Source organism: Actinomadura madurae, from assembly GCF_047130825.1.
Lineage (GTDB): Bacteria > Actinomycetota > Actinomycetes > Streptosporangiales > Streptosporangiaceae > Spirillospora > Spirillospora madurae.
This window is the reverse complement of sequence record NZ_CP083237.1, coordinates 247,394-269,751: the sequence shown is the minus strand read 5'-3', so window position 1 is coordinate 269,751 and position 22,358 is coordinate 247,394. Positions and strand designations below refer to the sequence as shown.

Below are 22,358 nucleotides of genomic sequence, written 5' to 3'. Positions count from 1 at the left end.
ACGGCAATCCCCCAGGACAGCGTTGCTCAGCGCGCCGTGGGGAACGCCATCGGAGACGTGTCGGGCGCCGCCGCGGGCGCGGGCCAGCGGGACGTGACGGCCTTGGCGCGCGTGTAGAACCGGACACCCTCCGGCCCGTGGACGTGCGTGTCGCCGAACAGGGACGCCTTCCAACCGCCGAACGAGTAGAACGCCATCGGCACCGGGACCGGGACGTTCAACCCGATCATCCCGACGTGCACGGCCCGCTGGAACCGCCGCGCCGCCTCCCCGGACGAAGTGAAGATCGCCGTCCCGTTGCCGTACGGGTTGGCGTTGACCAGATCAATCGCCTCGTCGAGCGTCGCGGCGCGCAGCACCAGCAGGACCGGCCCGAAGATCTCCTCCCGGTAAGCCGCCGTGTCGGTGGAGACGCCGTCGAGCAGGCAGGGTCCGATGTAGAAGCCGGGGCCGGCCATGCCGCGTCCGTCCACGACGACCTTCGCGCCCGCGCGTTCGGCCGCCTCGACATGCCCGGCGACGCGCTCCCGCGCCGCCGCGCTGATCAACGGCCCCATCTCGCTGGCCGGGTCGGAGCCCGGCCCGATCCTGATCGCACGGGCCCGCCCGGCGAGCCGCTCGATGAACGGGTCCGCGGCGTCCCCGACGGCGACCGCCACGGATATCGCCATGCAGCGCTGCCCCGCCGACCCGTACGCCGCCGCCGTGATCTGGTCGGCGGCCAGGCTGAGGTCGGCGTCCGGCAGCACGACCGCGTGGTTCTTCGCACCGCCGAGGGCCTGCACCCGCTTGCCGGCGGCACTCGCGGTCCGGTGGACGTGTCGGGCGACGGGCGTGGACCCGACGAACGACACCGCCGCCACATCCGGATGCCTGATCAGCGCGTCGGCGGTCTCCCGGTCGCCGTGCAGCACATTGAACACACCCTCCGGCAGCCCCGCCTCCGCGTACAGCTCGGCGATCAGGTTGGACGCCGAGGGCACACGCTCGCTCGGCTTCAGCACGAACGCGTTCCCGCACGCGATCGCGACCGGATGCATCCACAGCGGGACCATCACCGGGAAGTTGAACGGGACGATCCCCGCGCACACGCCGAGCGGCTGCCGGAACGAGAACGCGTCCACACCCGACGACACCTGGTCGGAATATCCGCCTTTGAGCGCCTGCGGGATCCCGCACGCGAACTCGACCACCTCCCGTCCCCGGACGACCTCGCCGCGCGCGTCGTCCAGGACCTTGCCGTGCTCGGCGGTGATCAGCCGGGCCAGCTCGTCCTCGTGCCGTTCCAGCAGGTCGCGCAGCGCGAACATGATCCGCGCCCGCCGGGTCAGCGACACCTCCGACCACGACTCGAACGCCCGCGCGGCGGCGTCCACCGCCGCGTCCACCTCGGCGCGGCGCCCCAGGACGACCTCGCCGGTCTGATGCCCGGTCGCGGGATCGTGAACGGCCGCCAAGGTGCTCCCGCCGACGGGGACACCACCGATCCAGTGCTGGATAGAACGCATCAGGTTCCTCTCGGACATAACAGCGCTGAGTCTTCTTGTCGTCGTAGCAGGTACGGGCCTGCCAGGTGTGCTCCAGGTTCGAGACCTCGGCAACCGGGAGATCCCACCACGCCTCGCTGCCCGGCCCCGAGACGAGCGGGTCGGTCTCCACACGCACGACGGTCGTCTGCGGCGAAGCAACGTCTTGCCGAAGCGCCTCCAGGGGCCGCCTCGGAATCATCCGCGTGCAGTACGTCCGCCGCTCGAGGCTTACAGGGTTTGCGGCAAAGTCGACGGGGATCGGCTCCCCATCGAGCCTGGTCGCCGACCACGCGCAGTGCCGGGTCCCGAACCGGTCGGCTCTCACGGACTCGGACAGGTTGCCGATCGAGGCGTACCCCGTAATTCTGGACGACGACGAGCTTGCTCCCCGTCGGCGATAGCCGTGGTCCACTCCTGGGCCATCAGGTAAGAGCCGCCACCGACCGGGACGAACACGCCGCGGTCCGGGGGCCATCTTTACGCCGAGACCGCTGGCAATCTCATAGCTCGCGCACGAGTGGCCGTACTCGACGTGGTAGCCCTTCGGGTCGTGCGCCCGCCATAGCTTGTGCAGGTCGCCTGCCGTCGTCCCGGCCGCACACACCACCGCGTCCCGCAGCCCGCTGACCTCCATGACGGCTCTGATCGCCCTGGCCTGAGTGAGGCGTTCCGCAGCGAACACGCGCCACTCATCTGTGTCCCGGGAGTTGATGACACCACCGCCCGCCGCTATAAGCGGACGCCGCGCGGTCTGCAAGACCGGCTCGGGCACCGGGCGTCTGATCCGCCACACCCAGCGCGCGAACAGCCCCTCCGGCCAGCCGCAGGCCTCAGCCTGGACATCCTGTGGCAATGCCACATTGACCGCCCCCGTCTCTGTTTCATCGGTCAGCACCGACAGCCGATTGATCGTCGCCAGCGCCGCACCGACCTCCATGTTGGTCGTGTCAGGACCGATCGAGGTCGTACACAAGAACGTGGCGAGCCGATCGTTCATCCGCGTGAACCCCGCTTCCGTGTGCACCATCGCCTGCTCGTTACTCGCTATGTAGTGCGGCAGGTCCTGCGCGTACTACAGCGAAGCCTGCCGACGCCCGTCACGTCGCCGTGCCCGAAATGCCGAAGCAGCCCGCGATCAACCCGCCGCTCCGTCCCGTCCCGCCCGCTGTACTGGGCCGCCAGGAGACGCGCCACCGCCTGCCCGACCGTGTGTTTCACAAGACCTCCACTGCTGCGTCCACGGCCGCGGCCACGTCACCGTCCGGCGGGTACAGGAGGGAACGGCCGACCACAAGGCCCCGGACGGTGGGGAGGCGCAACGCGCGGCTCCAGCCGTCGCGGGCGGCGCGGGGGTCGGCGGAGACTTCGCCGCCCAGGAGCAGGGCAGGCAGGGTGGAGGCGGCCATGACGCGTTCCATGTCCTGGACGACGGGGACCTTCAGCCAGGTGCGCGCGGACGTCGTGCCGAGACCGGACGCAATGGCGATCGCGCGCATCATCGCCGCAGGCGACAGGTCGTTGCGGACGCGGCCATCCACGCGGCGGGCGATGAACGGCTCGACCATCGCCATCCGGCCGTGCACGGCGAGCGCCGACACGGCGTGCGCGCAGGCCTCCAGGGTGCGCGCGGTGGCGGGATCGTCGTCGTCCACTCGCAGGAGCACCTTGCCACCGTCGAGGCGGGACGCGGCGATCGCGTCCGCGTCGTAAGCGGTAAAGCGATCGTCGATCTCGAAGGACGTCCCGGCGAGCCCGCCGCGGTTCATTGAACCGATCACGATCTTGCCGTCGAGGGCGCCGAGGAGCAGCAGGTCCTGGATGACGTCGGGGGTGCCGAGAACGCCGTCCACGCCCGGGCGTTCGAGCGCAACACAGAGCCGGTCGAGCAGTTCGCCCCGGTCAGCCATGGCGAAGGGGTCGCCTCCGGCGGCGAGGGCGCCGCGGGCAGGGTGGTCGGCCGCTAGGAGCATCAGCCGCCCGGTCTCGCCGAGCAGCGACCGACGCCTGGTGCGGCGGGCAGCGGCCTCGGCGGCGGCCTCGGGGCGGATGGCCCGCGTCTCGGACAGCGCCGCGATGCGCCCGGCGCGTGATCCGGCCGTGGACTCCGTGTCGAGCGTCACACTGTCACCCGCCTGACCAGCGCGTCCACTTCGACGGAGGTGGGCATGGCCGCCGAGCACGCCAGCCGGGAGGCGACGATCGCGCCGGCCGCGTTGGCGAAGTCGATGACGCGCGGCGTTTCCCACCCGGCCAGCAGGCCGTGGCAGAGGGCGCCGCCGAACGCGTCGCCCGCCCCCAGGCCGTTGACGACCTCGACCGGTATGGGCGGTGCGTGGACCGTGCGGCCCTCGGCGTCAACCGCGAGGACGCCGTCCGGACCACGTTTGACGACGGCGAGGCGGACGCCCCGGTCGAGTAGCGCGCGGGCTGCCCGCATCGGGTCGCTCTCCCCGACGGCGACGTCGCATTCGGCCAGGTTGCCGACGGCGACGGTGGCATGTTCGAGGGCTTCGGACGCCCGGCGGCGCGCATCATGCGGCGACTCCCAAAACATCGGCCGGAAGTCCAGGTCGAGGACGGTATGCCTGGCACGGCGGGCGCCCAGCGCGGTGAGGGTCGCCGTCCTGGACGGTTCGGCGCACAGCCCGGTCATCGTGACCCACAGGATCCCGGCGGTCTCGATCGCGGACCGGTCCAGCTCGTCCGGGCGGATCTCCAGGTCCGGCGCCTTGGGGAAGCGGTAGAAGTACAGCGGGAAGTCGTCGGGCGGGAATAGTTCACAGAAGGTCACGGGCGTCGGCAGGCCGGGGACGTCGGCGACGTATCGGTCATCGACCCCGTACTCGGCGAGGGCGCGACGAACGAAGCGGCCGAACGGGTCGGCGCCGGTCCGGGTGATCACGGCGGCGCGGCGGCCGTGCCGGGCGGCGGCGACAGCGACGTTGGTGGCGCTGCCGCCGAGGAACCGCGCGAACATGTCCACCTCGTCGAGACCGACGCCCGGGCTCAGCGGGTAGAGGTCGACACCGACGCGGCCCATGGTGATGACGTCGAAGGACGTCGTGCCATCGGTCACGAGTGGCTCCCACTGAGAACCCCGCACGCACGCACGTCCTCGATCGGACCGGTGCCTTCGGCGGGCTCGGCGTCGACGACGGTGTCCTGCTCCAGGACACACCAGCCGTAGTAGCCGACGCCTTCGAGGGGGCCGACGATGTCAATGTCGTCGGTGTCGGGTCGGCGGTAGACACCCGCCTGGACGGCCTCGGTGCAGGGCGTCCGGCCGCCCCGGACGGCCCCGACGAAATCCGCGTCAACGTTCTTGAAGTGGGCGCGCGCGGTCAACTCGCCGAGGTCGGTGAGGCCGTTCAGCAGGTGGCCGAGGTCCAGGCACAACAGGATGCCAGGCCCGTCGAGGACGCGCCGCACTTCGCCGGGCCATTCCACAACCGTCCCGACATGGGGGTACAGGACCGCCCGGACGCCCGCCTCAGCACCCAGTGCGTCGATCCTGTCGCGATTGGCGAGGAGGGCCGTCCAGCCAGCCGCGTCGAGCGGCGGGCGATCGTCGTGGCCGTCCCCGGCCGGCAGGAAACCGTCCGGCCCGAACTCCGCGACGGCCAGCCCCAGGTCGCACAACTCCGCCAGCACCCGCACGGGCGCCGACCGAAGTCCCCGGCCGGGCACCTCGCACACCTCCCACGCAATCGGGACACCCACGACGCGGTCCTTGATCATCGGCTCACCATCTCTTCGCGGACGCGGTCGACGCCGGCCGTGCCGCCGGCCCCGCCGAGTCTGTTACAGGCCATTAAGACATGTCAATAGTTTGTCATGACATTATGAGGTATTAAGTTAAACACAGAGCCGGGTGTACGATCGTCTCGAGGAGAGGAGGCGATGCGTGTACCGACCGCGCGTGACCATGGATCGCAGCAGTCCCGTGCCGCTGTATTACCAGCTCGCTCAACAGCTGGAGGCGGCGATCAGGGCGGGTGAGCTGACACCGGGCACCCGACTGGAGAACGAGGTCGAACTCGCCGACCGGTGCGGGCTCTCTCGTCCGACAGTCCGGCAGGCGATCCAGCACCTGGTTGACCGCGGGCTGCTGGTGCGCAAGCGGGGCGTCGGCACGCAGGTGGTGCAGTCGGAGATCCGCCGCCCGATCGAGCTGACCAGCCTCCACGACGACCTCGCGGCGGCCGGCCGGGATCCGCGGACCGAGGTCCTCGAACTCGGGCCGGTCCCCGCCGAGGACGGGGTGGCTAAGGAACTGGGCGTCCCGCCCGGCATCATGGTCACCCGGATGCGCAGGATCCGCTTCACCGGCGACGAGCCGCTCGCCCTGCTCACCAACTACCTGCCGCAAGACCTGCTCACGATCACCGAGGACGACCTCGCCGGGCACGGTCTGTACGAGCTACTCCGCGCGACCGGCGTCAACCTGCGCATCGCGAACCAGACCATCGGCGCCCGCGGCGCGACGGCGGCCGAGGCCCGGCTGCTGGACGAGCGGCGCGGCCTGCCGCTGCTGACCATGACCCGCACCGCCTACGACGACAAGGGTGGCGCGATCGAGTACGGCTGCCATGTCTATCGCGCCGACCGGTACTCCTTCGCTCTTACCCTCGTCGAGCGGTAACCGCGGGGAACGGCTCGCCGAACGCCGGTCGTGCTGGGCCCCGACGTCTTCCTCCACTGCAACATCTTGACCATCAAGGGGACGGCGGTGGAGTTCGCCCATCGTGTGGGGCCGGCAGCCGATAACGGCGGAAGCGACGGCATGGTGACGATCGAGGTGGTGAACCCCGGCCTCGACCTTCCCCACATGATCACCAGGGAGCCGCGGAAGGGGACCTTCGAACTGCGGGTCCCCGAGGGCACGACGCTGCACTACCCCTGGGTCGGCTACAGAGCGACGTTGGAACTTCCTCACAAGATCAACACCAGCGACCGTGCGGTCCGGTTCTTGAATATGCTCATGAACCTCACCCGAGCGCACGGTCAAGGGGCGAGCGCGGGACCTTCATCCACAAACTGCGAGGACGTCACGCCCTCAAAGGCGCCGACTTCCAGACCGCTGTCCAAGTTCTGCAAACCCGCGGCGTCGCCCGCCTAGACGGCCAGATGCTCTATCTGCGCAAGGAGCACGAGCCGTACCGCTTCAGCGGCAAGGCGATCGACGGCCAGCGTCTGATCCAGGACGTCTCGGACCACTGGGGCCCGGTCATCGATGAGATTCCTTGCGACGCCGTCACGCCCGTACTGGAGATCCTGGAGACGGCCGGTGCACATGAGACTGAATGGCGTCGCTCACGCTCGCGCCGCGTCAAAGGCGATGCCTCCACGCTTTCGGTCCTTCCGTACAGCGACGAGCACTACGCCGACCTGGTCACAAAGTTCCACCGAAGTGGTGCGACAGCACCTCGCCGACCGCGTCCACGGCCCGTGCGCGCTTCGAGGTGCCGAACTGTCACGCTGCATTTCGTGTGCCGCCAGTCTCTCGATGGCGGTGCCCCCACCTCACTGGCCCTGGACACCCACGCAAGACTGAGCTACCGCCTTCTGGCTCTGGAGGGTCGATATCCACCCGATGACCGTTGAGGTCTCCCGGTCGTGTTAGCGCGCTTCCCTCGTAACGCTGAGAGCCGATCGTTGCTTCGGATCCAGCGCTACGAGGGAGGACCTACTCTCGTTCGCCTGCACCTGGTGAGGCGAGGGAGACACGTCAGGTCAGGTGCAGCGCCGACCGGTGTTGATGCAATTGACGGCCCGTTTCATCAGGGCGTCGGGCATGACGTTGATGAAGTCGCCGTGATCGGTGATGGGCTTGTGGAGTTGTTCGGGGAACGTGTCGAGGGCGTAGACCACACCGCGGGGAACCGCATAGGTGATTCGCTGCTCGAGGGCGGGGATGGCCTTGGTACCGGCAGGACATGTGCCGTTGCGGGCGGTGAAGGCAACATGGTCACGGTGGTTCGCGCTGTCGGTGTTGGCACCGTCCCAGCAGCTTTGGAATTGCAGGATCCGTTCCACCCGGCTTCCCCTCGGGCACAGCGGATACTTGTCGGCGACACGGCGGTTTTCGAATCCGGTGCAAGTCCACTGCGCGTTGGCCTTGGCGCCGCCGTTGGTGAACGCCTTGGCGTCTCCGGTGATGATCCGAATGAAGCGCGGCATTGCCACTACTTTGCTCCTCGGATTTCCAGTGAACCGCAGGGTGACGCTCGCTGGTGTGAGGATTCTTCCGATGTTGCCGTCCTTGCCTCCGCCGGGTGCGTTGGCATCGGAGTCGGAGCCGTTGCGCAGCCGCAGGACCGGCCAGTAGTGCGTGGACTTGTCCCCGTTGAGGCATGTGGTTCCGGCGGCCGCCAGGGTTGCGTCGGTGGACTGGCCGCTGGTGGAGGTGTTTCCGACGTAGTCGTGGACGTGGTGGGCGCCGTTGCTGACTCCGGGCGATGTGATGACGTTGTCGGAATTGTGTTGCCCTTGAGCGTTGCGCCCGCAGCGAGAGACGAAGCTGCCGCGGGACGCGGCGGATGTCTTGCGGGGCGCTTGGACGTTGACCGGCACCTTGCGGATGTCGATGAAGTCCGCCGGGGTCGGGCCACCGGAGTTCTGACCGCCGGGTCGATCGCTGAGGGAACAGGCGGCCAGCCTCCCGAGGCCGCTCGGACGAGATCCAGAGCGGCCGATGGCCGTTGCGATGCGGTTCAGCGTCGCGAGTCGCTTGTCCTTGAGAGGGCCGAGAATGGCGTTTCGGACGAAGTTTGGGCCACCTTCGCCTGCCGACCGGGCCAGCCGCCGGTTGGCCTGGGCGATCTGGGCGTCCAGTAGTGCCAGGTTTCTGTCGACCTCGGCCCGCGCGGCGACCGAGACAGGGGGGAGTTCGGCGGCTACGGGCGGGCAGGTGATCGACTGCTCCGCGGGCGGCCGCGGCGCCTGAGCAAGCGCGGGCGCGCCGGTCACGACGACGGCGAGTCCTGAGGCCAGGACCGCTGAGGCGAGAGCCGTGACGCGAGGATGTTGGGCGAGCCTGCGCCCCTGTTGTCGGTGCTGCTTTCGCATGGTTCCTCCTTGCCGTTCCCTAGCGGGATGGGAGCGGTGAAGTGATCTCATTGCGATCACTGGGATCACAGTGGCAAGACGGACTGCGGAACTCGACCTCCATCACGCTCATGTAACAACCTCGTAAGAGGTGACCGACCGTAATGTTCTCCTTGCCCGAAAGGAATCATCAGCCGATCAGCCTGGACCTTCCAAGGAACAGCATCTTTCGGCACAACTTCCGCTCACCTGCTAACAGGAACGGAATGTCCTCACGGACCTCCCGGATTCGCTATACCTACCGCCGGCACCTGTCGTTCATCCTGGCTTCTAGAGCTGGCGGTGCCCTCGCCGACTTTTGGAGCCATTCGGTCGGCCTGATCAACGCGGCCCTCATGACCGAGGGTCTTCATATCGCTGGTCGAGAAGTGCCCGTTCAGGCACGCCGACGCTGCGCGTTGCTCGGCGGGAGATTGATGTGGCCGAAGCGATGCCTCTCGCTTCAGTCCGGCTGATTGCCGCTCGTGGGCGGTCCAGTACACCGACGGCGGGACGAGCGCGTTCGTACATCGACACGCAAATCACCGAGGACAGTGAGGGGTTCCGGATCAATGCCGCAGATGGCCCAGCGGTGCGATGAGCCCGGCCTGCAAGGTGGCGATCGTGATGGGCCGCTCGGCGCCCGGTGGGAAAAGACAGCGCCGCCTTGGATGATCACACGCTGGACGGTCATGACGGCACACCCGGAACGATGCGACGCCGGTTTGGGGGATGGAAACGGGCGCGGGGCCGGGCACGAGCCTGTTCTCGACATGCCCGAGCCCTTCGACGTCGATCCGCACGACGTCGCCAGGAGCGAGCCAGGCCGGGGCGGCGTGCGTTGAACTCGGCGATGCAGCCGGTGCCGCACGTGCCGGAGCCGAGTACGTCGCCGGGCCGTACGACGGTGCAGCGCGAGGCATAGGCCACCAGGTCGGCGAACGGCCAGGACATGTTGGCGGTGGTGTCGCCTCCGGTGCACGTCTCGTTGAGGTGCACTTCCGGGCAAAGCGCCAGTCTTCCGTCCTCGACGCGGTCGGCGAGCTCGTCCGCGGTCATCAGCCATGGGCCGAGGGTGGTCGCCGCGTCATTGGACTTGGAGGGGCCATCGGCTGCTCAACTCCCGCTCCTGCAGGTCGCGCGCCGACCGGTCGTTCATGATCGTGTAGCCGATGATGAAAGTAGAACAGCAGTTCTTCGTACCACTCGTCGGGCACTCCCCCGGCGAGAGCGTCGATGTGCTTTTCGTAGGTGAGGAAGTCCCGCACGGTCGGCGGCTGGGACAGCGGGCCGAAGGAGGCTTCGGCCACCGGGACGGTGTCGCCGGAGCGGACCCGCCGCGCCACGTCGTCCAGGGTCTCCTGCCCGCCCTGGACGACGTCGAGCAGCGCCGCGCCCGGGTCGAGCAGCCGCACGACGTCGCCGTCCAGCACGCCGACCCGTGTCCCCCCAGTGGTGATCACAGTGGTCAGTCGCATCGCGGTCCCCTCACTTCACGGCGACCGGATTGACCGGGGAGCCGACCGCGTGGGTGAACGGCAGCGGCTGGGCGGCGAGGAAGAACTCGAAGACGCCATCCCGCGCGCAGTCGGCCGCCAGTCCACATCTCCCCCGCCAGCAGGCCGATGTGCGGCGACGCCACCTGGTGCAGCGGCTGGAAGGAGTCCTGGAACTCGTTGGGCCGCACCTCGAAGCCCCAGGTGTCGGTGGCGATCGCGGCGATCCCGGTGGAGTGGAGCCGGCCGGCCGTCTCGAACGACAGGCCCGGGGCGGGCCCGCCCGCGTAGGTGCCCCATCCGTCCCCGCGACGGACCCGGGACAGCCGGCCGGTGCGCAGCAGGACGATGTCGCCGCGACCCACCGCGGAGGTCTCCCTGCCGGCGGATCACCTCGGCGAGATCGTCACTGGTGATCACGCTTCCGTCGGGCAGCTCTCCGTTCTCACCGAGTGCGCGGCCGGCGTCGAGCAGGACCCCGCCGTCCGATCACCGGTGCGGCGATCCGCTCGATGCCGGTGGCGAAGTCGCCCTCGCTGGTGACCACGTCGGCGCCCCTGCGCACGTTCCAGGTGATGCCGTGGTCGAAGACGTGGCCGAGCCCGTCCCATTGGTTCTGCACTGCAGCGGCATGAACACCGCGTCGTCGGCCGCGGTCAGGCCGTGCGGGAGGCCGAGGCGCTCGGCGGTGTCCTGGCCGGTGGACATCATGGTGTGCACCGGGTTGACCCTGCGCCGCCAGCCGTTCTGCGGGCCGTTCTCGTCGAACGGCAGGGAGAGGCTGAACGACGCGCCGCGGCGGACGAGCCGGGCGGCTTCGATGCGCTTGCGCTCGTCGCTGGGTGGTGCGTGCGTCTTGACGGGCGGCCCAGGCATGGTCCGCGCGGCCGAAGTAGCTGGCCAGGTAGCCGCCTCCGTGCGCGGACCATATGCGAAGCCCGGGGTGGTGTTCCAGCAGACCGGAGAAGACGATCCGGGAGAGGGCCAGGGCCGTCTCGGTGGGGTTGCCGACGGTGTTGAACAGGTAGTAGGCGTTCAGGCGTTCACCGAGAGTGCAGCCCCAGGGATGGATGAGGAGGGCGGCTCCCAGGTCATCGGCCGCCGCCCAGAACTCCGCCAGGCGCGGGTCGTCCAGTTCCATGCCCGGCCCGCCCGAGGTGGAGATCTGCACGCCGCGCAGCCGAAGGTCTCCATGGCATCCGTCATCTGTGCCACGGCCAGGCCGGGGTGCTGGAGCGAGACGGTCCCCACACGACCAGCCGGCAGTAGGAGGCGATGGCCTCGTTGGTGACGGCGACGATCCTCGTCGCGAGGCGCTGGTCGGCCCACAGGTGGAGCAGCGGCACCGCCGTGACGGCCTGGATGTCGACCTTCGCCCGGTCCATCGCCTCCAGGCGCAGATCGAGGTCGGTGAGCCGGGGCGCCAGGTCGGCGATGTGCGCCTGGCTGTAGGCCAGGGCCGCCGGGCCGAGGGTCGCCGCGTCGGCCTGCCGCCGGCGGGCCAGGCCCGGTTCGTCGGCGATCAGCTCGTCGACGGCCGGGACGGCCAGGTGGGCGTGGACGTCGATGCTCGGGACGGTCATCGCTCGTCCACGCAGCGGTTGACCTGCCGGCCGAGGCCGCTGATCGTGGCGGTCATGACGTCGCCGTGGCGCAGGAACCGGCCGTGCGTCATGCCTTTGCCCGCGGGGCTGCCGGTCAGGACGAGGTCACCGGGCAGCAGCGTCGAGACGTCCGAGTAGTGCGCGATGATCCGCGCCGCGCCGAAGATCATGTTCTTGGTCGACTCGTCCTGCCTGACCTCGCCGTTGAGGCGCAGGGCGATGCGCAGGTCGGAGGGGTCAGGGACGGCCCCGCTCGGGACGAGGGCCGGGCCGGTCGGCAGGAACGTCGGCGAGTCCTTCGAGGCCAGCCAGTCGGCGCCCAGCTCAGGGATGTCCTTGCGGAAGACCCGCTCACGCAGGGTGAGGTCGTTGCCCCGAGCCGTCGTGGTGGGCGGCCGCCAGATCGACCACATGGGGGCGGTAGTTGGCACCGCATTGGAAAACCCGGCGCGGTTCGACCGGGCTGTACCAGGTCAGGCCGTCGAGAGGCGCCAGGGCGCCTGCTCGTCGGCCGCCAGTCGTTCCAGGACCGGCAGCGCCTCGTCCCAGGCCTCCAGCAGCGCCGCCGTCGTGGCGGGACGGCCGAGCTTCTCCCGGTCGGACAGGTCGAGGTACCGGTCGTGCGCGCCGAGCGCCGGTACCGGGCGGCCTCCGTCGCGGGAGGCGCGACCCAGCGCCCAGATGCCTGCGTGGTCGATGCCGGACACCTGCGTGGACGGGACTCCTCGAAGTGGTGGATTCGTCATTCGGTGGTCGCCTTGCCGAGAGCAGCGCGGAAGGCGCCTTCGGCGGCGTCGATCTCGGCGATCTGCTTGAGGATCTCTCCAGGTGAGGACTCCCCGACCTTCTTCTGCAGTAGGGGCGTACGGCCGAGGATGAGGTCGCGGACCGTCTGCAGGGGGCGTGGGGCGTGGTGGAAAACCTTGCCGAGGATGAACGCCTGCTGCACCTGACGGGCGGTATGCGGCTTGCGCGGGGTCTCGTAAGCCTGCAGCGCGGCGCGAACCGCCTGGTAGTCGCGCAGATCCACGCCGACCAGGCGACGGCCGATGAAGTAGCCGTCTTCGGTGGCCATGCCCGCCCCGTAGGCGGCGTACGGAGACGTGGGGTGAGCGGCGTCTCCGGCAAGGGGTGCACGGCCCTTGGACCACTGCTTGAGCCGTTTGCGGTCGCGGAGCACCCAGCGCTGGACGGCGGCGGGGTCGGTGGCGGCGATGAGCCGCGGCAGCGGGTCGGGGAACTCGTGGCGTGGGCCAGTTCGGTGGCGGTGGCGTGCAGGTCGCCGGTGAACTCCTCGCGCGCGTCGTGGGCGGTGAGCGTCCACCACTGGAAGCCGTCGCGGCCCTTGTGGCGGATGGACGTCCAGGCGCCCTGGGTGGTGCGGCTGTGGGTGACGAGGCACAGGCCCCGTTCGGCCTTGATGTCGTCGCTCAGAACGAAGCCGCCGAAGATGTGCAGGTTGTGCTCCCGTTTGGGCGCTTCGCCCCACAGACTGCGGCGGACCAGCGAGTCGATGCCGCCGGCCCCCACCACCACTACGTCCCACTCGTGGACGTCGCCGTCGGCCATGTGCAGGCGCACGCCGGACTCGTCCTGCTCCAGGCGCTCAACGCGGCGGTTGACCCGCAGGACGCCGTCCGGCAGGGCGGCCCGCCGCCGCTCGTAAAGCTCGGGGCGCAGCAGCCCGATGAAGCCGCCGCAGTAGTCGCGAATGTGTCGAGCGAGGCCACGATGTTTTTGCGGTCGTTTCCTCCGGAATTGAGGTCACCGGGACGGGTGGCGACGGCGAACTTGGTCGCGACGACGAGCCGGTCTCGCATTCCGGTCTCGTTCATGAACGTTCCCAGCATCTCCTCGCTACGGCCGCCGGCGTAGTTGATCGCGGTGGCGATGACGTTGCCGCCCGCCTCGATGTAGCGGAGGAAGATCGAGCGGGCGGCGTCCTCACCCGCGCGCCAGCCGCCCTCGCCGAACGTCAAGGCGCCCAGCGCGATCAGTGAGACCCGGAGTCCGTACGCCCGAGCAGGTGATATCGATGCGTCGTCATGGTGGCCTTCCCTTCGAAGTGGTCGATAGGGGCACCATGCAGCCTGGAGCGCGCTCCAGGTCAAAGAGCGGTTTTCCGCGACCGTGTCGTGGTCAGGTGGTGAGCGCGGCGGGGGTGGTGCCGGTGAAGTGGCGGAACTCGCGAATGAGATGGGCCTGGTCGGCGTAGCCGGACTCGGCGGCGATGCGGCCCCAGCTCTGCTCGTGGTCGAGGTGCCGCCACACGGTCGAGAGCCGCACGAGCCGGGCCGCCATCTGCGGGGTCACGCCGACCTGCTGCTTGAACCTCGTGATGAGGTGCTTGTGGCTCCAGCCCACCTGGCGGGCGACGCTCGTGATCGTGCTCCTCCCGCCGGAACGGACGAGCAGGTGCCAGGCGCTGGTCACCTCGGGCGATGGCTGCGGTCCTCTGGTGGCGCGGTCGAGCAGGAAGTCATTGAGCAGCCGGCGACGCTCGTCCCACGTCGGGGCGGATTGAACCTGCTCGCCGAGCCGGCGGGCCTCCGCGCCGACGATGTCCTCGAGAGCGACGTACAACGATCCGCTGATCTCCGAGAGGGCGGGCCCGAGCAGCTTGTAGGCGCCGAGAGGGGCCAGGCGCGCCACGATGGCGGGCGCCCACGGCCCCTGGACGCGGGTGAAGGTCGTGCTCGGGGCGTTGACGAGCACCGGGGGATGCCACGGCTGGTCCGTCACCTTCACGGCCAGCACTGTCACCAGCGTGGCGGGGTCCACGAAGTCGCCTCGTGGAAATGCCGCCTCGTCGAACCCCTCGTGGTCACGGGCGACCCACGGCCGCAGGCGGGCATCCGCCGGCAACACGATGCTCGGCGCAAGCTCATGCTCGACGCCTGCCGGCTCCCGGCCCTGGGATGCCGCCTCCTCCGACATGGCCACGAGGCTACCTAACCCCACGAACCCACCGGCATCGCCCGCTACGCCCTGACGGGTCGGCCTGGAACCGGTCGAGGTTAAACAAATTCAATACCGCAACCGCTCGTCATCGCATCGTGGCCGGTAGAAGACCTGGAGGCAGGGAGCCTGCCTCGAACACGCTCGGGAGGAACCCATGCCTGGCCATACGCCCTCGCCACTGCCTCTGATGGAGTTGGCGACCGGCTTCTGGTCGTTCAAGACCCTGGCTTCGGCTTGCGAGCTGGGGCTGTTCGAGCAGTTGTCGGGCACGTCCGGCACCACCGCGGGCGAGCTCGCCGACCGCCTCGGGATCGCGTCGCGCCCGGCCGAGATGCTGCTGACCGGCTGCGCCGCGCTGGGCCTGCTGCAGAACCAGGACGGCCGCTACGTCAACAGCCCCCTCAGCGACGAGTACCTGGTGCCGGGCAAGCCCCGCCACTTCGGCGGCCTCGTCACCATGTTCGACCGGCGGCTCTACCCAGGCTGGGACAAGCTGACCCAGGCCATCCGGACCAATCGGCCGACCACCTGGGACCCCGACCGTGAGCGGTCGATGTTCGAGAGCACCGACCCCGAGGTGCTGGCCACCTTCTGGGAGGCCATGCACTCCCTCTCCACGCTGACCGGGCAGGCACTGGGGGCGGCGTTCGACGCCGGCGGGTTCCGCCGGCTGCTCGACGTCGGTGGCGGCTCCGCCGCCTTCGACATCGCGCTGTGCCACCGCTACCCGGAACTCCGCGCCACCGTCTACGACCTGGAGTTCGTGGCCGACATCGCCGCCCGCAACGTGGAGGACGCCGGTCTGGCCGACCGCATCGCGGTGACGCCCGGCGACTTCTTCGAGGACCCCGGCTTCCCCGCCGGCCACGACCTGCACCTGTTCTCGATGATCATGCACGACTGGAACGAGGAGCGCGACCGCCTCCTGCTGCGCAAGTCGTTCGAGGCGCTCGACAGCGGCGGCGCGGTCCTCATCTGCGAGTTGCTCGTCGACGACGACAAGGCGGGGCCCGTCCCGGCAGCCCTCATGAGCCTCAACATGCTGGTCGAGACCGAAGGGCGCAACTACACCGCGGCCGAGTACAGCGACTGGCTGACCGACGTCGGCTTCGTCGATCCCCAGGTCGTCTCCTTCCAGGCGCCCGGCGCCAACGGCGTGGTGATGGCCCGCAAGCCCTGAGCCCGCGGGGCGGCCGTGCCGTCGGTCAGCCCGGTCGCCGACGCGAAGGACGACTGCAGCGAAGGGAGTCACCCGTGACAGAGTTCGACTACGTCATCGTCGGCGCCGGACCGGCGGGATGCGTGCTCGCCAACCGCCTCTCCGCGGACCCCGGGGTCGAGGTGCTGCTGGTCGAGGCCGGCGACGACGACGCCGACCCGCTCATCGCCATGCCCATGGGCTACGCCCGGCTGCTGGCCGACCCGGCCACCGCATGGCACTACCCCGTGCGCCCGTTCGGACCGTCGCGGCACGTCGAGCACTGGGTGCGCGGCAAGACCCTCGGCGGGTCGAGCTCGGTCAACGGCATGATCTACAACCGCGGCCACCGAGCCGACTACGACGCGCTCGAGCGCCTCGGCAACCCGGGGTGGGCCTGGGACGACATGCTGCCGGTCTTCAAGGAGATCGAGGACAACGAGCTCGGCGGCTCCGACGTGCGGGGCGCGGGTGGTCCGCTGCGGATCTCGTCCGTCGAGGAGACCGCCGACGAGGCCGACCCGTTGCTCGACGACGTCATCACCGCCGGCACCCGGCTCGGTTGGCGCCGGACGCGCGACCTCAACGAGGCCGACGAGGAGCGCATCGGCTACGCGATGGCGACGATCCGGCGTGGCCGCCGGTGCAGCGCGGCCGACGCGTTCCTCCACCCGGTCGCCGGCCGTCCCAACCTGACCGTCGCCCTCCGCTTCGCCGTCGATCGGGTGCTGCTCGACGGCGGTCGAGCGGTCGGCGTGCGGGGCCGCCGGAACGGGCAGGCCGTCGAGCACCGCGCCGCCCGCGAGGTGATCCTGGCGGCAGGTGCGATCGCCACGCCCAAGATCCTGCAGCTTTCGGGCATCGGTCCCGTGGACGTGCTGCGGCCCGCGGGCGTCGACGTCGTCGTCGACAGCCCCAACGTCGGCGCCAGGCTCCGCGAGCACCGCGTGCTGCTGCTGCAGTTCCGCCTCGCCGGCGACCTCGGCTACAACAGGCTGCTCAGCACCGAGCCGGGCCAAGAGGCGGCGGCGTCGCGGTACGAGGCGACCCGGCGGGGGCCGCTGGCGGGGCCGGGGTTCGAGATCGTCGGCTTCCTCAAGACCCGTCCGGAGCTCGACCGGCCCGATGCCCAGATCCAGATCGCGCCGTTCTCGTTGCTGCCGCCGGAACCCGGCGAGCGGCCACTGCAGATGGAGCGGGAGCCTGGCATGGCGTGCATCGGCTACGTCCTGCGGCCCGACAGCGAGGGCAGCATCCGCATCACCTCGGCCGATCCCGACGCTCCATTGGAGATCGACGCCAACTACCTCGCCACCGAGCACGACCGCACCGGGACGGTCGACGTCTTCCGCGCCATCCGCCGCCTGTTCGCCACCGAGCCCCTCGCAAGCCGCATCGAGCACGAGACGGTCCCCGGGCCGGGCGTCCAGGGCGACGACGAGATCATCGCCGCCGGGCTGGAGCAGGGCACCTGCGGTTACCACGCCATCGGGACCTGCGCGATGGGCCCGGACGACGACGATGTCGTCGACCCCCGGCTGCGGGTCCGTGGCGTGACCGGCCTGCGCGTCGTGGACGCCTCCGTGCTGCCCACGATGGTCGCCGGCAACCTCAACGGCCCCGTCTCCGCCCTGGCCTGGCGAGCAGCCGACCTCATCACCACCGCCACCTGAGGCCGGGCAGGACGGGCGGAATCAGCCCGAGTAGTACTCCACATAGTCCCGGTAGATCCAGCCCTTCGTGCTGGGCCAGTCCGTGTGGTACCACAGGTTACCGAAATTGTTTATGCACAGCTTGTCGATATGGATGAGCTTGCCGTCGTTGAACCTCGCGATGACGGGAGCCGACCCATAGTAGTTCGAATGCACCGGAGCGCTGTTGACGACGACTTCCACAATGAAGTTGCGGTCCGAACATGAAACCGCTGCCGCGCTGGGCGCAATGGTCAGGACGGGCATCGCCATCATCGCAGCAATCATCACGGACACGGCTCGCTTGCGCATTGTCTCTCCCTCGGTCGAGGTCACCGGCTCGAAATAGCCGCAGCGCAGGGGATTGCCGTAGCGGCCAGGGGATCTTTCGAGCGACTTGTGATCATGGTGATCTCTCGTTTATTCGATGTCAAGAGTCGACCGGCGCCCCTTTTTCTCGGCATCGGGCGGCCACCCTCTTGGCATGGGTCGCTTTCGCGTGAGGGGTGACAATCGACGCACATGCTCGACTTTGGGCGATCGACGGTCTAAGATCGTTTTGGGCAGTCCGAATCTGCGGATGAAACCGCCTCAATAAAGGTCCCCACCCGGCAGGCCCTCGTCGTTGTGGTTGGTGGCGCGGAGCGCGGTTGTGAGAGCACCGAGGTCGGTCTTGCCGGCGGTGTTGAGGGCGTCCGCCACCGCGGTCGCACCGCTCGGGAGGTGTGAGAGCAGACGCCGGTGCTTGGCGCGTAGTGTCTGCGGCCGGAAAGGCAGGCCGGGGTCGCCGCGCGCGGTGTCCATCCGCTTTTCGTGCACCTCGTCACCGGCGTATACGCGCACGATCGCGGGCGTGTTCGCTGGAAACGACCTCTCCAGGTCCGGGTCGGCCCGCACGACTACACGGTCGGCGAGTTCGATGACCTGGGCGTCGTGCAGTGAACTCGCGGATATGGGCAGCAGGGCCGACGGGCCGCGCACGAGGCTCAGCGCCGCGCAGAACGGGAAGCTGTAGTGGGCCTCTTCGGTGGTCTGCGGGCGAACCACATTGCTCAGCGTCAGGCTGCGACCGAAGGTCAGGATCTCGATCTGCTCGACGGTGTCGATGCGGAGTTTCCGCCGCGCTCGGATCGCGCTGAGCCCATCGATGACCGGATGGATCCAGCGGCAGCAAGAATAGCGTTTGAAGTATGTACCGAGTATGGCCGCTTCATGGTCGACTCGTACCGCGCCGAGGCGCTCTGGCCGGAAATCGGGGTGTGCCTCAAGGAGGTAGGTGGGGGCTGGGATGCCCGCCCGGGCCAATCGCGCCGCCGCCAGGCCGGCGGTGACTCCCCACGGAGTAGCCTCCTTCAGCCCGTCCACCCGCCGCGGATCCGGCGCGATCAGTTGCGGGGACAGCGACCCCGCGTGCGCGAGCGCGGCCGCGGCGGTTCCGGGATCGTCCCCCGCGATCCAGCAGCTCACCGCCGCGGCGGCGAAACCGGCCCAGCGCCCGGTGGCGAGCGTGGTCAGGGCCGAGGTGTCTCGCGCGGCGGCGATGCGGACGCCGGCTTCGTAGCCGACGACGATGGCGTGCAGCACATCGACATCGGGCAGGCCCTGTGATTCGGCTTCCGCGATGACCGCGGGGACGACCGCCTCGCCCGGATGACCGGCGGCGGCGCGATGGCCGTCGTCGAGATCGTGCGCCGACACCGCGACGCTGTTGAGGAAGGCGGCCTGCAACGCCGGTGCGGGAACCGCGTCGAACCAGATCGTGGCGGTGGCGTCGCCCGCGCCGAACAGCTGGCCCGCCGCTGCCCTGGCCCGCTCGTACGCCGGGGTGAGGACTCCGGCGGCGGCGCAGGCGAGCGCATCCGACAGGCAACGGTGCGCCATCCGGCGGGCGGACGGTCCGGGCCGGCGCTCGCGGGACGACATCAGTTCACGGGCGAAGCGTTCGAGTGCGAGCTCGCCGGTCATGCCGTGCCACCGCCGGTCGAGAACCTGTCCGGACTCAGGGCCGAGATATCCAGGCCCGGGGCGGACTCGCACGCCAGATCGCACAGCGTGCGGCCGACCGCCGGGCTGAGGCAGAAGCCGTGGCCGCTGAAACCCGCCGCGACGATGTAGCCGTCGATCCCGGCCGGTCGGCCGATGATCGGCAGGTGGTCCGGCGTCATGTCGAGGGTCCCCGACCACACGCGCAGCACGTTCATGCCGCCGAGCTCCGGGATCACCTCGCACGCCCGGGCGAGTGAGGTGATCTCCCCGGTCGTGACCTCCTGGTCGAAGGTGCCCAGCACATTGGAGACTCCGCCGATGTGCACCTGCCCGGCGCGGGCCTGCCGCATGTAGACCCCCAACTCGTGGGACGAGACGAAGGTGCCGAACAGCGGCGCCGCGGCCTGGGTGACGAGGATGGCGTTGCGCGCCGGTGTGAGCGGCAACTGGGGTCCGAGGTCAGCGGCCAGTTTCGAGGTCCAGGGCCCGGCGGCGTGGATCACCAGCGGGGTGGCGATGCGGAACGGCGCACCGTCGGCGGACCCACGGACGCCGACGACCCGGCGGCCCCGGGTCTCGATGCCCTCGGCCCGCGCTCCCCACCACATGACCGCCCCGGCACGGGCCGCGGCGCGGGTCATCGCCCACGTGGCGAGGATCGGGTTGGCATGTCCGTCGCTCGCGCAGTACTTGGCGCCGGCGAACCGCGGGGACAGGTAAGGGGCCCGTCGCCGGAGGTCGCCTCGGTCCCAGATCTCCGTGTGCAGGCCGTCGGCCGCCTCCTCGGCCGCCTCGGCGGCGAAGGTCTTCAGGCCGCTCTCCTTGAGCGCCAGCCGGAGGTTGCCGCCCCGGTGATACTCAAGGTCGTCTCCGGTGTCCGCGGTGAACTTCGCCCACAGGTCGATGCTGCGCATCGCGAGGAGGCGCTCGACGCGGCTGCGGCATTGGGCCCGTACGCCGCCCGCGTTGCGCACCGACGCCTGCGCCGGCATGGGATCCCGTTCCAGCACGATCGGCTTGATCCCGGCCTGCGCCAGGTAGTACGCGGCGGCCGAGCCGATGACACCACCGCCGATCACCACTGCGGGCATCTGCTCCGGTGGGATCATTGCCCCGCCTCGGAGGCGAACGCGGACAGTGGCACCGGTTCCAGCGGAGTTCTGGCACGCAGTGGGGGTTGCTGTTCCGGCGGCGGACCGAGGTGCCGGGTGAGGCAGTCCTGGATCAGGGGAGCGCACACCCGCCCCTGACAGTTGCCCATGCCGCATCTGGTGAGCGATTTCACCGCCGTCACCGTTGTGGCGCCCGCGTTGATCACAGCGGACACCTCCCGTTCCGGCACGTTCTCGCAGCGGCACAGCGGGGTGTCGGGGCCGGCAAGGTCCGCAAGACCGGGACGTGACCGGAACAGCTCGCTGTAGTGCTTCTGGAACCGGCGTTCGCGGCGCAGCCGCACCCGTTGTGACCTGGTGAGGTCGGCCGTGGAGTAGGGCATGCCCAGCGCGTGGGCCGCCGCCGCGGCACCGGCGATCTCGCCTTCGACAAGAGCCAGGCCGGCACCGCCGACCCCGGCTCCGTCGCCCGCGGCGAACACGCCGGCCGCGTCGGTCGCCATGGTGTCGTCCCGTACTGGGACATGCCCGCCCAGCGCCGGCTGATAGGACAGAGACACGCCGAGCAGCTGCAACATTTCGGTGGCGGGCACGAGGCCGTGATGTATCGCAATGGTGTCGCAGTCCAGGTAGCGGTCTGTCCCCGGAATGGGCCGCCACTGGCGGTCGAGCCTGGCGATGGTCGCCCCGGCGACCTCGGTGCGGCCGTGTGCCTGGACGACGCCCCAGCCTGTGCGAACCCGGACGCCGTGCCGGGCCAGGGCCGCCACGCTGTGCACGCCCTCCCAGATCTTCGCCGGCTGGCGGACCATGGTCGCGGTGGTCGACAAGGGATGCCGCAGGGAGTGACCGCCGACGCGGGCGGCCTCCACGACGGCCACGACCTCGCCCCCCGCGCGGACCATCGCGGCGGCGACGACCAGCAGAAGCGGGCCGGAGCCGGCCAGCAGGATCCGCTTGCCCGGGACGATCCGGTGCTGCTTGTACAGGGCTTGAAGGCCTCCCGCAGTGAGCACCCCCGGCAGCGTCCAGCCGGGGAACGCCGCGCACCTTTCCCGCGCCCCGGCGGCCACGACGATGCTGCGGGCCGACACCTGGGACAGTCGCCCGTCCGTGACCAGCTCCACGCGCCGAACCGTCGTCGTGTGCGGGTCCTCGCTCAGACCCCAGACGCCGGTGCCTGGCAGATAGCTGCTTCCGGCGTTCACGGCTGCCTCGTACAGCGCGGCCCCGCTTCGCTGCCGCCGGTCCGCGGATGCCGCCGCGGCCCCGGCCGGCTGCCGGTAGTACTGACCGCCCGGCCGCCGCTGACCGTCGATGCAGATCGTGGCGGCGCCCGCGGCCGCGGCGGCCGCGGCGGCGCCCAGCCCGGCCGGTCCGGCGCCGATGACCGCGACGTCGAAGCACGAGTCACGGCACGTACCGGTGGACGCATTGGTGATCACACCGCACCGCCATGGGTTTCGATGACCATGCCCGCCCGGACGGGCGTCAGGCAGGCGCGCACGTGGGGCTCCCCGTCCACCGTCAGCGTGCAGTCGAAGCAGACGCCGATGCCGCAGAACAGACCGCGGAGATCACCGCCGTTCGTACGCCGCCACGCGCGCACGGGCCGCCGCAGAAGAGTGGCGGCGACGGTGTCGCCGGTGCGGGCGCGGTGCACGTCTCCGTCTATGGTCACCGGTACGGTATCCG

General features: G+C 69.9%; 25 protein-coding genes. 5 read left to right on the top strand and 20 right to left on the bottom strand.

Features of this window, described 5'->3' with window-relative positions; all coding sequences use genetic code 11:
- Nucleotides 1–26: 26 nt before the first annotated feature.
- The 4 genes from K8Z49_RS01185 to K8Z49_RS01170 form a co-directional block, all read right to left on the bottom strand.
- Entirely contained in the window at nucleotides 27–1,511 is a 1,485-nt protein-coding gene (locus tag K8Z49_RS01185) for a CoA-acylating methylmalonate-semialdehyde dehydrogenase (RefSeq protein WP_412521319.1), read from the bottom strand.
- A gap of 1,232 nt (nucleotides 1,512–2,743) precedes the next feature.
- The gene (locus tag K8Z49_RS01180; RefSeq protein ID WP_412521317.1) at nucleotides 2,744–3,604 is read right to left on the bottom strand and encodes a Cgl0159 family (beta/alpha)8-fold protein; all 861 of its coding nucleotides are present in this window, start codon (nucleotides 3,602–3,604) and stop codon (nucleotides 2,744–2,746) included.
- A gap of 41 nt (nucleotides 3,605–3,645) precedes the next feature.
- Nucleotides 3,646–4,569: a 5-dehydro-2-deoxygluconokinase gene (gene iolC / locus K8Z49_RS01175; protein ID WP_412521315.1), complete on the bottom strand. Its 924-nt coding sequence runs from the start codon at nucleotides 4,567–4,569 to the stop codon at nucleotides 3,646–3,648.
- Between the two features lie 32 nt (nucleotides 4,570–4,601).
- Entirely contained in the window at nucleotides 4,602–5,249 is a 648-nt protein-coding gene (locus K8Z49_RS01170; RefSeq protein WP_412517401.1) for an inosose dehydratase, read from the bottom strand.
- A gap of 205 nt (nucleotides 5,250–5,454) precedes the next feature.
- On the opposite strand from K8Z49_RS01170, the gene K8Z49_RS01165 reads away from it, so the two are divergent.
- The 3 genes from K8Z49_RS01165 to K8Z49_RS01155 all read left to right on the top strand — a co-directional run bounded on the left by K8Z49_RS01165 (nucleotide 5,455) and on the right by K8Z49_RS01155 (nucleotide 7,133).
- The gene (locus K8Z49_RS01165; protein WP_412521313.1) at nucleotides 5,455–6,171 is read left to right on the top strand and encodes a GntR family transcriptional regulator; all 717 of its coding nucleotides are present in this window, start codon (nucleotides 5,455–5,457) and stop codon (nucleotides 6,169–6,171) included.
- A gap of 66 nt (nucleotides 6,172–6,237) precedes the next feature.
- Entirely contained in the window at nucleotides 6,238–6,648 is a 411-nt protein-coding gene (locus K8Z49_RS01160) for a hypothetical protein (protein WP_412517400.1), read from the top strand.
- A gap of 8 nt (nucleotides 6,649–6,656) precedes the next feature.
- Nucleotides 6,657–7,133 (top strand): hypothetical protein, encoded by a 477-nt coding sequence (locus K8Z49_RS01155; RefSeq protein ID WP_412517399.1) that lies wholly within the window; start codon nucleotides 6,657–6,659, stop codon nucleotides 7,131–7,133.
- 129 nt (nucleotides 7,134–7,262) lie between these two features.
- Here K8Z49_RS01155 and K8Z49_RS01150 read toward each other — a convergent pair whose 3' ends face one another.
- From K8Z49_RS01150 to K8Z49_RS01100, 11 genes are all read right to left on the bottom strand, one after another.
- The gene (locus K8Z49_RS01150) at nucleotides 7,263–8,597 is read right to left on the bottom strand and encodes a DUF1996 domain-containing protein (protein WP_412517398.1); all 1,335 of its coding nucleotides are present in this window, start codon (nucleotides 8,595–8,597) and stop codon (nucleotides 7,263–7,265) included.
- A 708-nt stretch (nucleotides 8,598–9,305) separates the two neighbouring features.
- A complete protein-coding gene (locus K8Z49_RS01145) occupies nucleotides 9,306–9,674 on the bottom strand; it encodes a fumarylacetoacetate hydrolase family protein (RefSeq protein WP_412517397.1) in 369 nt (122 codons plus the stop codon).
- Nucleotides 9,674–10,093 (bottom strand): hypothetical protein, encoded by a 420-nt coding sequence (locus K8Z49_RS01140; RefSeq protein WP_412517396.1) that lies wholly within the window; start codon nucleotides 10,091–10,093, stop codon nucleotides 9,674–9,676. Before K8Z49_RS01140 ends, K8Z49_RS01145 begins: the two co-directional genes overlap by 1 nt.
- Nucleotides 10,084–10,476 carry a cyclase family protein gene (locus K8Z49_RS01135; RefSeq protein ID WP_412517395.1) on the bottom strand — a complete coding sequence of 131 codons (393 nt, stop codon included), beginning with the start codon at nucleotides 10,474–10,476 and terminating at the stop codon, nucleotides 10,084–10,086. Before K8Z49_RS01135 ends, K8Z49_RS01140 begins: the two co-directional genes overlap by 10 nt.
- Before the next feature lie 80 nt (nucleotides 10,477–10,556).
- On the bottom strand, nucleotides 10,557–11,291 hold the full coding sequence (locus tag K8Z49_RS01130; RefSeq protein WP_412521311.1) for an amidohydrolase family protein: 735 nt from the start codon (nucleotides 11,289–11,291) through the stop codon (nucleotides 10,557–10,559).
- Between the two features lie 22 nt (nucleotides 11,292–11,313).
- Nucleotides 11,314–11,694 carry a hypothetical protein gene (locus tag K8Z49_RS01125; protein WP_412517394.1) on the bottom strand — a complete coding sequence of 127 codons (381 nt, stop codon included), beginning with the start codon at nucleotides 11,692–11,694 and terminating at the stop codon, nucleotides 11,314–11,316.
- Nucleotides 11,691–12,128 (bottom strand): fumarylacetoacetate hydrolase family protein, encoded by a 438-nt coding sequence (locus tag K8Z49_RS01120; RefSeq protein WP_412517393.1) that lies wholly within the window; start codon nucleotides 12,126–12,128, stop codon nucleotides 11,691–11,693. Before K8Z49_RS01120 ends, K8Z49_RS01125 begins: the two co-directional genes overlap by 4 nt.
- Nucleotides 12,129–12,188: 60 nt before the next feature.
- A complete protein-coding gene (locus K8Z49_RS01115) occupies nucleotides 12,189–12,461 on the bottom strand; it encodes a hypothetical protein (protein WP_412517392.1) in 273 nt (90 codons plus the stop codon).
- A complete protein-coding gene (locus K8Z49_RS01110) occupies nucleotides 12,458–13,039 on the bottom strand; it encodes an FAD-dependent monooxygenase (protein WP_412517391.1) in 582 nt (193 codons plus the stop codon). Before K8Z49_RS01110 ends, K8Z49_RS01115 begins: the two co-directional genes overlap by 4 nt.
- 211 nt (nucleotides 13,040–13,250) lie before the next feature.
- Nucleotides 13,251–13,694: an aldo/keto reductase gene (locus tag K8Z49_RS01105; protein ID WP_412517390.1), complete on the bottom strand. Its 444-nt coding sequence runs from the start codon at nucleotides 13,692–13,694 to the stop codon at nucleotides 13,251–13,253.
- Between the two features lie 160 nt (nucleotides 13,695–13,854).
- Nucleotides 13,855–14,652, bottom strand: coding sequence for a helix-turn-helix domain-containing protein (locus tag K8Z49_RS01100; RefSeq protein WP_412517389.1), 798 nt, complete (start codon nucleotides 14,650–14,652; stop codon nucleotides 13,855–13,857).
- A 211-nt stretch (nucleotides 14,653–14,863) separates the two neighbouring features.
- Between K8Z49_RS01100 and K8Z49_RS01095 the strand changes: the two genes are divergently transcribed.
- Together K8Z49_RS01095 and K8Z49_RS01090 are read left to right on the top strand one after the other, a co-directional pair.
- A complete protein-coding gene (locus tag K8Z49_RS01095; RefSeq protein WP_412517388.1) occupies nucleotides 14,864–15,856 on the top strand; it encodes a methyltransferase in 993 nt (330 codons plus the stop codon).
- A gap of 74 nt (nucleotides 15,857–15,930) precedes the next feature.
- The gene (locus tag K8Z49_RS01090) at nucleotides 15,931–17,547 is read left to right on the top strand and encodes a GMC family oxidoreductase (protein WP_412517387.1); all 1,617 of its coding nucleotides are present in this window, start codon (nucleotides 15,931–15,933) and stop codon (nucleotides 17,545–17,547) included.
- A 21-nt stretch (nucleotides 17,548–17,568) separates the two neighbouring features.
- On the opposite strand, the gene K8Z49_RS01085 is transcribed toward K8Z49_RS01090, so the two are convergent.
- The 5 genes from K8Z49_RS01085 to K8Z49_RS01065 all read right to left on the bottom strand — a co-directional run bounded on the left by K8Z49_RS01085 (nucleotide 17,569) and on the right by K8Z49_RS01065 (nucleotide 22,344).
- Nucleotides 17,569–17,877 carry a hypothetical protein gene (locus K8Z49_RS01085; protein ID WP_021592018.1) on the bottom strand — a complete coding sequence of 103 codons (309 nt, stop codon included), beginning with the start codon at nucleotides 17,875–17,877 and terminating at the stop codon, nucleotides 17,569–17,571.
- Between the two features lie 279 nt (nucleotides 17,878–18,156).
- Nucleotides 18,157–19,530: an MmgE/PrpD family protein gene (locus K8Z49_RS01080; protein WP_412517386.1), complete on the bottom strand. Its 1,374-nt coding sequence runs from the start codon at nucleotides 19,528–19,530 to the stop codon at nucleotides 18,157–18,159.
- The gene (locus K8Z49_RS01075; protein WP_412517385.1) at nucleotides 19,527–20,660 is read right to left on the bottom strand and encodes an NAD(P)/FAD-dependent oxidoreductase; all 1,134 of its coding nucleotides are present in this window, start codon (nucleotides 20,658–20,660) and stop codon (nucleotides 19,527–19,529) included. The genes K8Z49_RS01080 and K8Z49_RS01075 overlap by 4 nt, the downstream gene beginning before the upstream one ends.
- Nucleotides 20,657–22,108 (bottom strand): FAD-dependent oxidoreductase, encoded by a 1,452-nt coding sequence (locus K8Z49_RS01070; RefSeq protein ID WP_412517384.1) that lies wholly within the window; start codon nucleotides 22,106–22,108, stop codon nucleotides 20,657–20,659. Before K8Z49_RS01070 ends, K8Z49_RS01075 begins: the two co-directional genes overlap by 4 nt.
- Entirely contained in the window at nucleotides 22,105–22,344 is a 240-nt protein-coding gene (locus tag K8Z49_RS01065; protein WP_033329715.1) for a (2Fe-2S)-binding protein, read from the bottom strand. Before K8Z49_RS01065 ends, K8Z49_RS01070 begins: the two co-directional genes overlap by 4 nt.
- Nucleotides 22,345–22,358 lie beyond the last annotated feature (14 nt).

Coding starts and splice junctions, on each gene's coding strand:
- K8Z49_RS01075 (WP_412517385.1), bottom strand. CDS start 20,660: ATGATCCCACCGGAGCAGATGCCCGCAGTGGTGATCGGCGGTGGTGTC.
- K8Z49_RS01165 (WP_412521313.1), top strand. CDS start 5,455: ATGGATCGCAGCAGTCCCGTGCCGCTGTATTACCAGCTCGCTCAACAG.
- K8Z49_RS01155 (WP_412517399.1), top strand. CDS start 6,657: ATGCTCTATCTGCGCAAGGAGCACGAGCCGTACCGCTTCAGCGGCAAG.
- K8Z49_RS01150 (WP_412517398.1), bottom strand. CDS start 8,597: ATGCGAAAGCAGCACCGACAACAGGGGCGCAGGCTCGCCCAACATCCT.
- K8Z49_RS01085 (WP_021592018.1), bottom strand. CDS start 17,877: ATGCGCAAGCGAGCCGTGTCCGTGATGATTGCTGCGATGATGGCGATG.
- K8Z49_RS01080 (WP_412517386.1), bottom strand. CDS start 19,530: ATGACCGGCGAGCTCGCACTCGAACGCTTCGCCCGTGAACTGATGTCG.
- K8Z49_RS01125 (WP_412517394.1), bottom strand. CDS start 11,694: ATGACCGTCCCGAGCATCGACGTCCACGCCCACCTGGCCGTCCCGGCC.
- K8Z49_RS01120 (WP_412517393.1), bottom strand. CDS start 12,128: ATGTGGTCGATCTGGCGGCCGCCCACCACGACGGCTCGGGGCAACGAC.
- K8Z49_RS01145 (WP_412517397.1), bottom strand. CDS start 9,674: ATGACCGCGGACGAGCTCGCCGACCGCGTCGAGGACGGAAGACTGGCG.
- K8Z49_RS01140 (WP_412517396.1), bottom strand. CDS start 10,093: ATGCGACTGACCACTGTGATCACCACTGGGGGGACACGGGTCGGCGTG.
- K8Z49_RS01100 (WP_412517389.1), bottom strand. CDS start 14,652: ATGTCGGAGGAGGCGGCATCCCAGGGCCGGGAGCCGGCAGGCGTCGAG.
- K8Z49_RS01115 (WP_412517392.1), bottom strand. CDS start 12,461: ATGACGAATCCACCACTTCGAGGAGTCCCGTCCACGCAGGTGTCCGGC.
- K8Z49_RS01095 (WP_412517388.1), top strand. CDS start 14,864: ATGGAGTTGGCGACCGGCTTCTGGTCGTTCAAGACCCTGGCTTCGGCT.
- iolC (WP_412521315.1), bottom strand. CDS start 4,569: ATGGGCCGCGTCGGTGTCGACCTCTACCCGCTGAGCCCGGGCGTCGGT.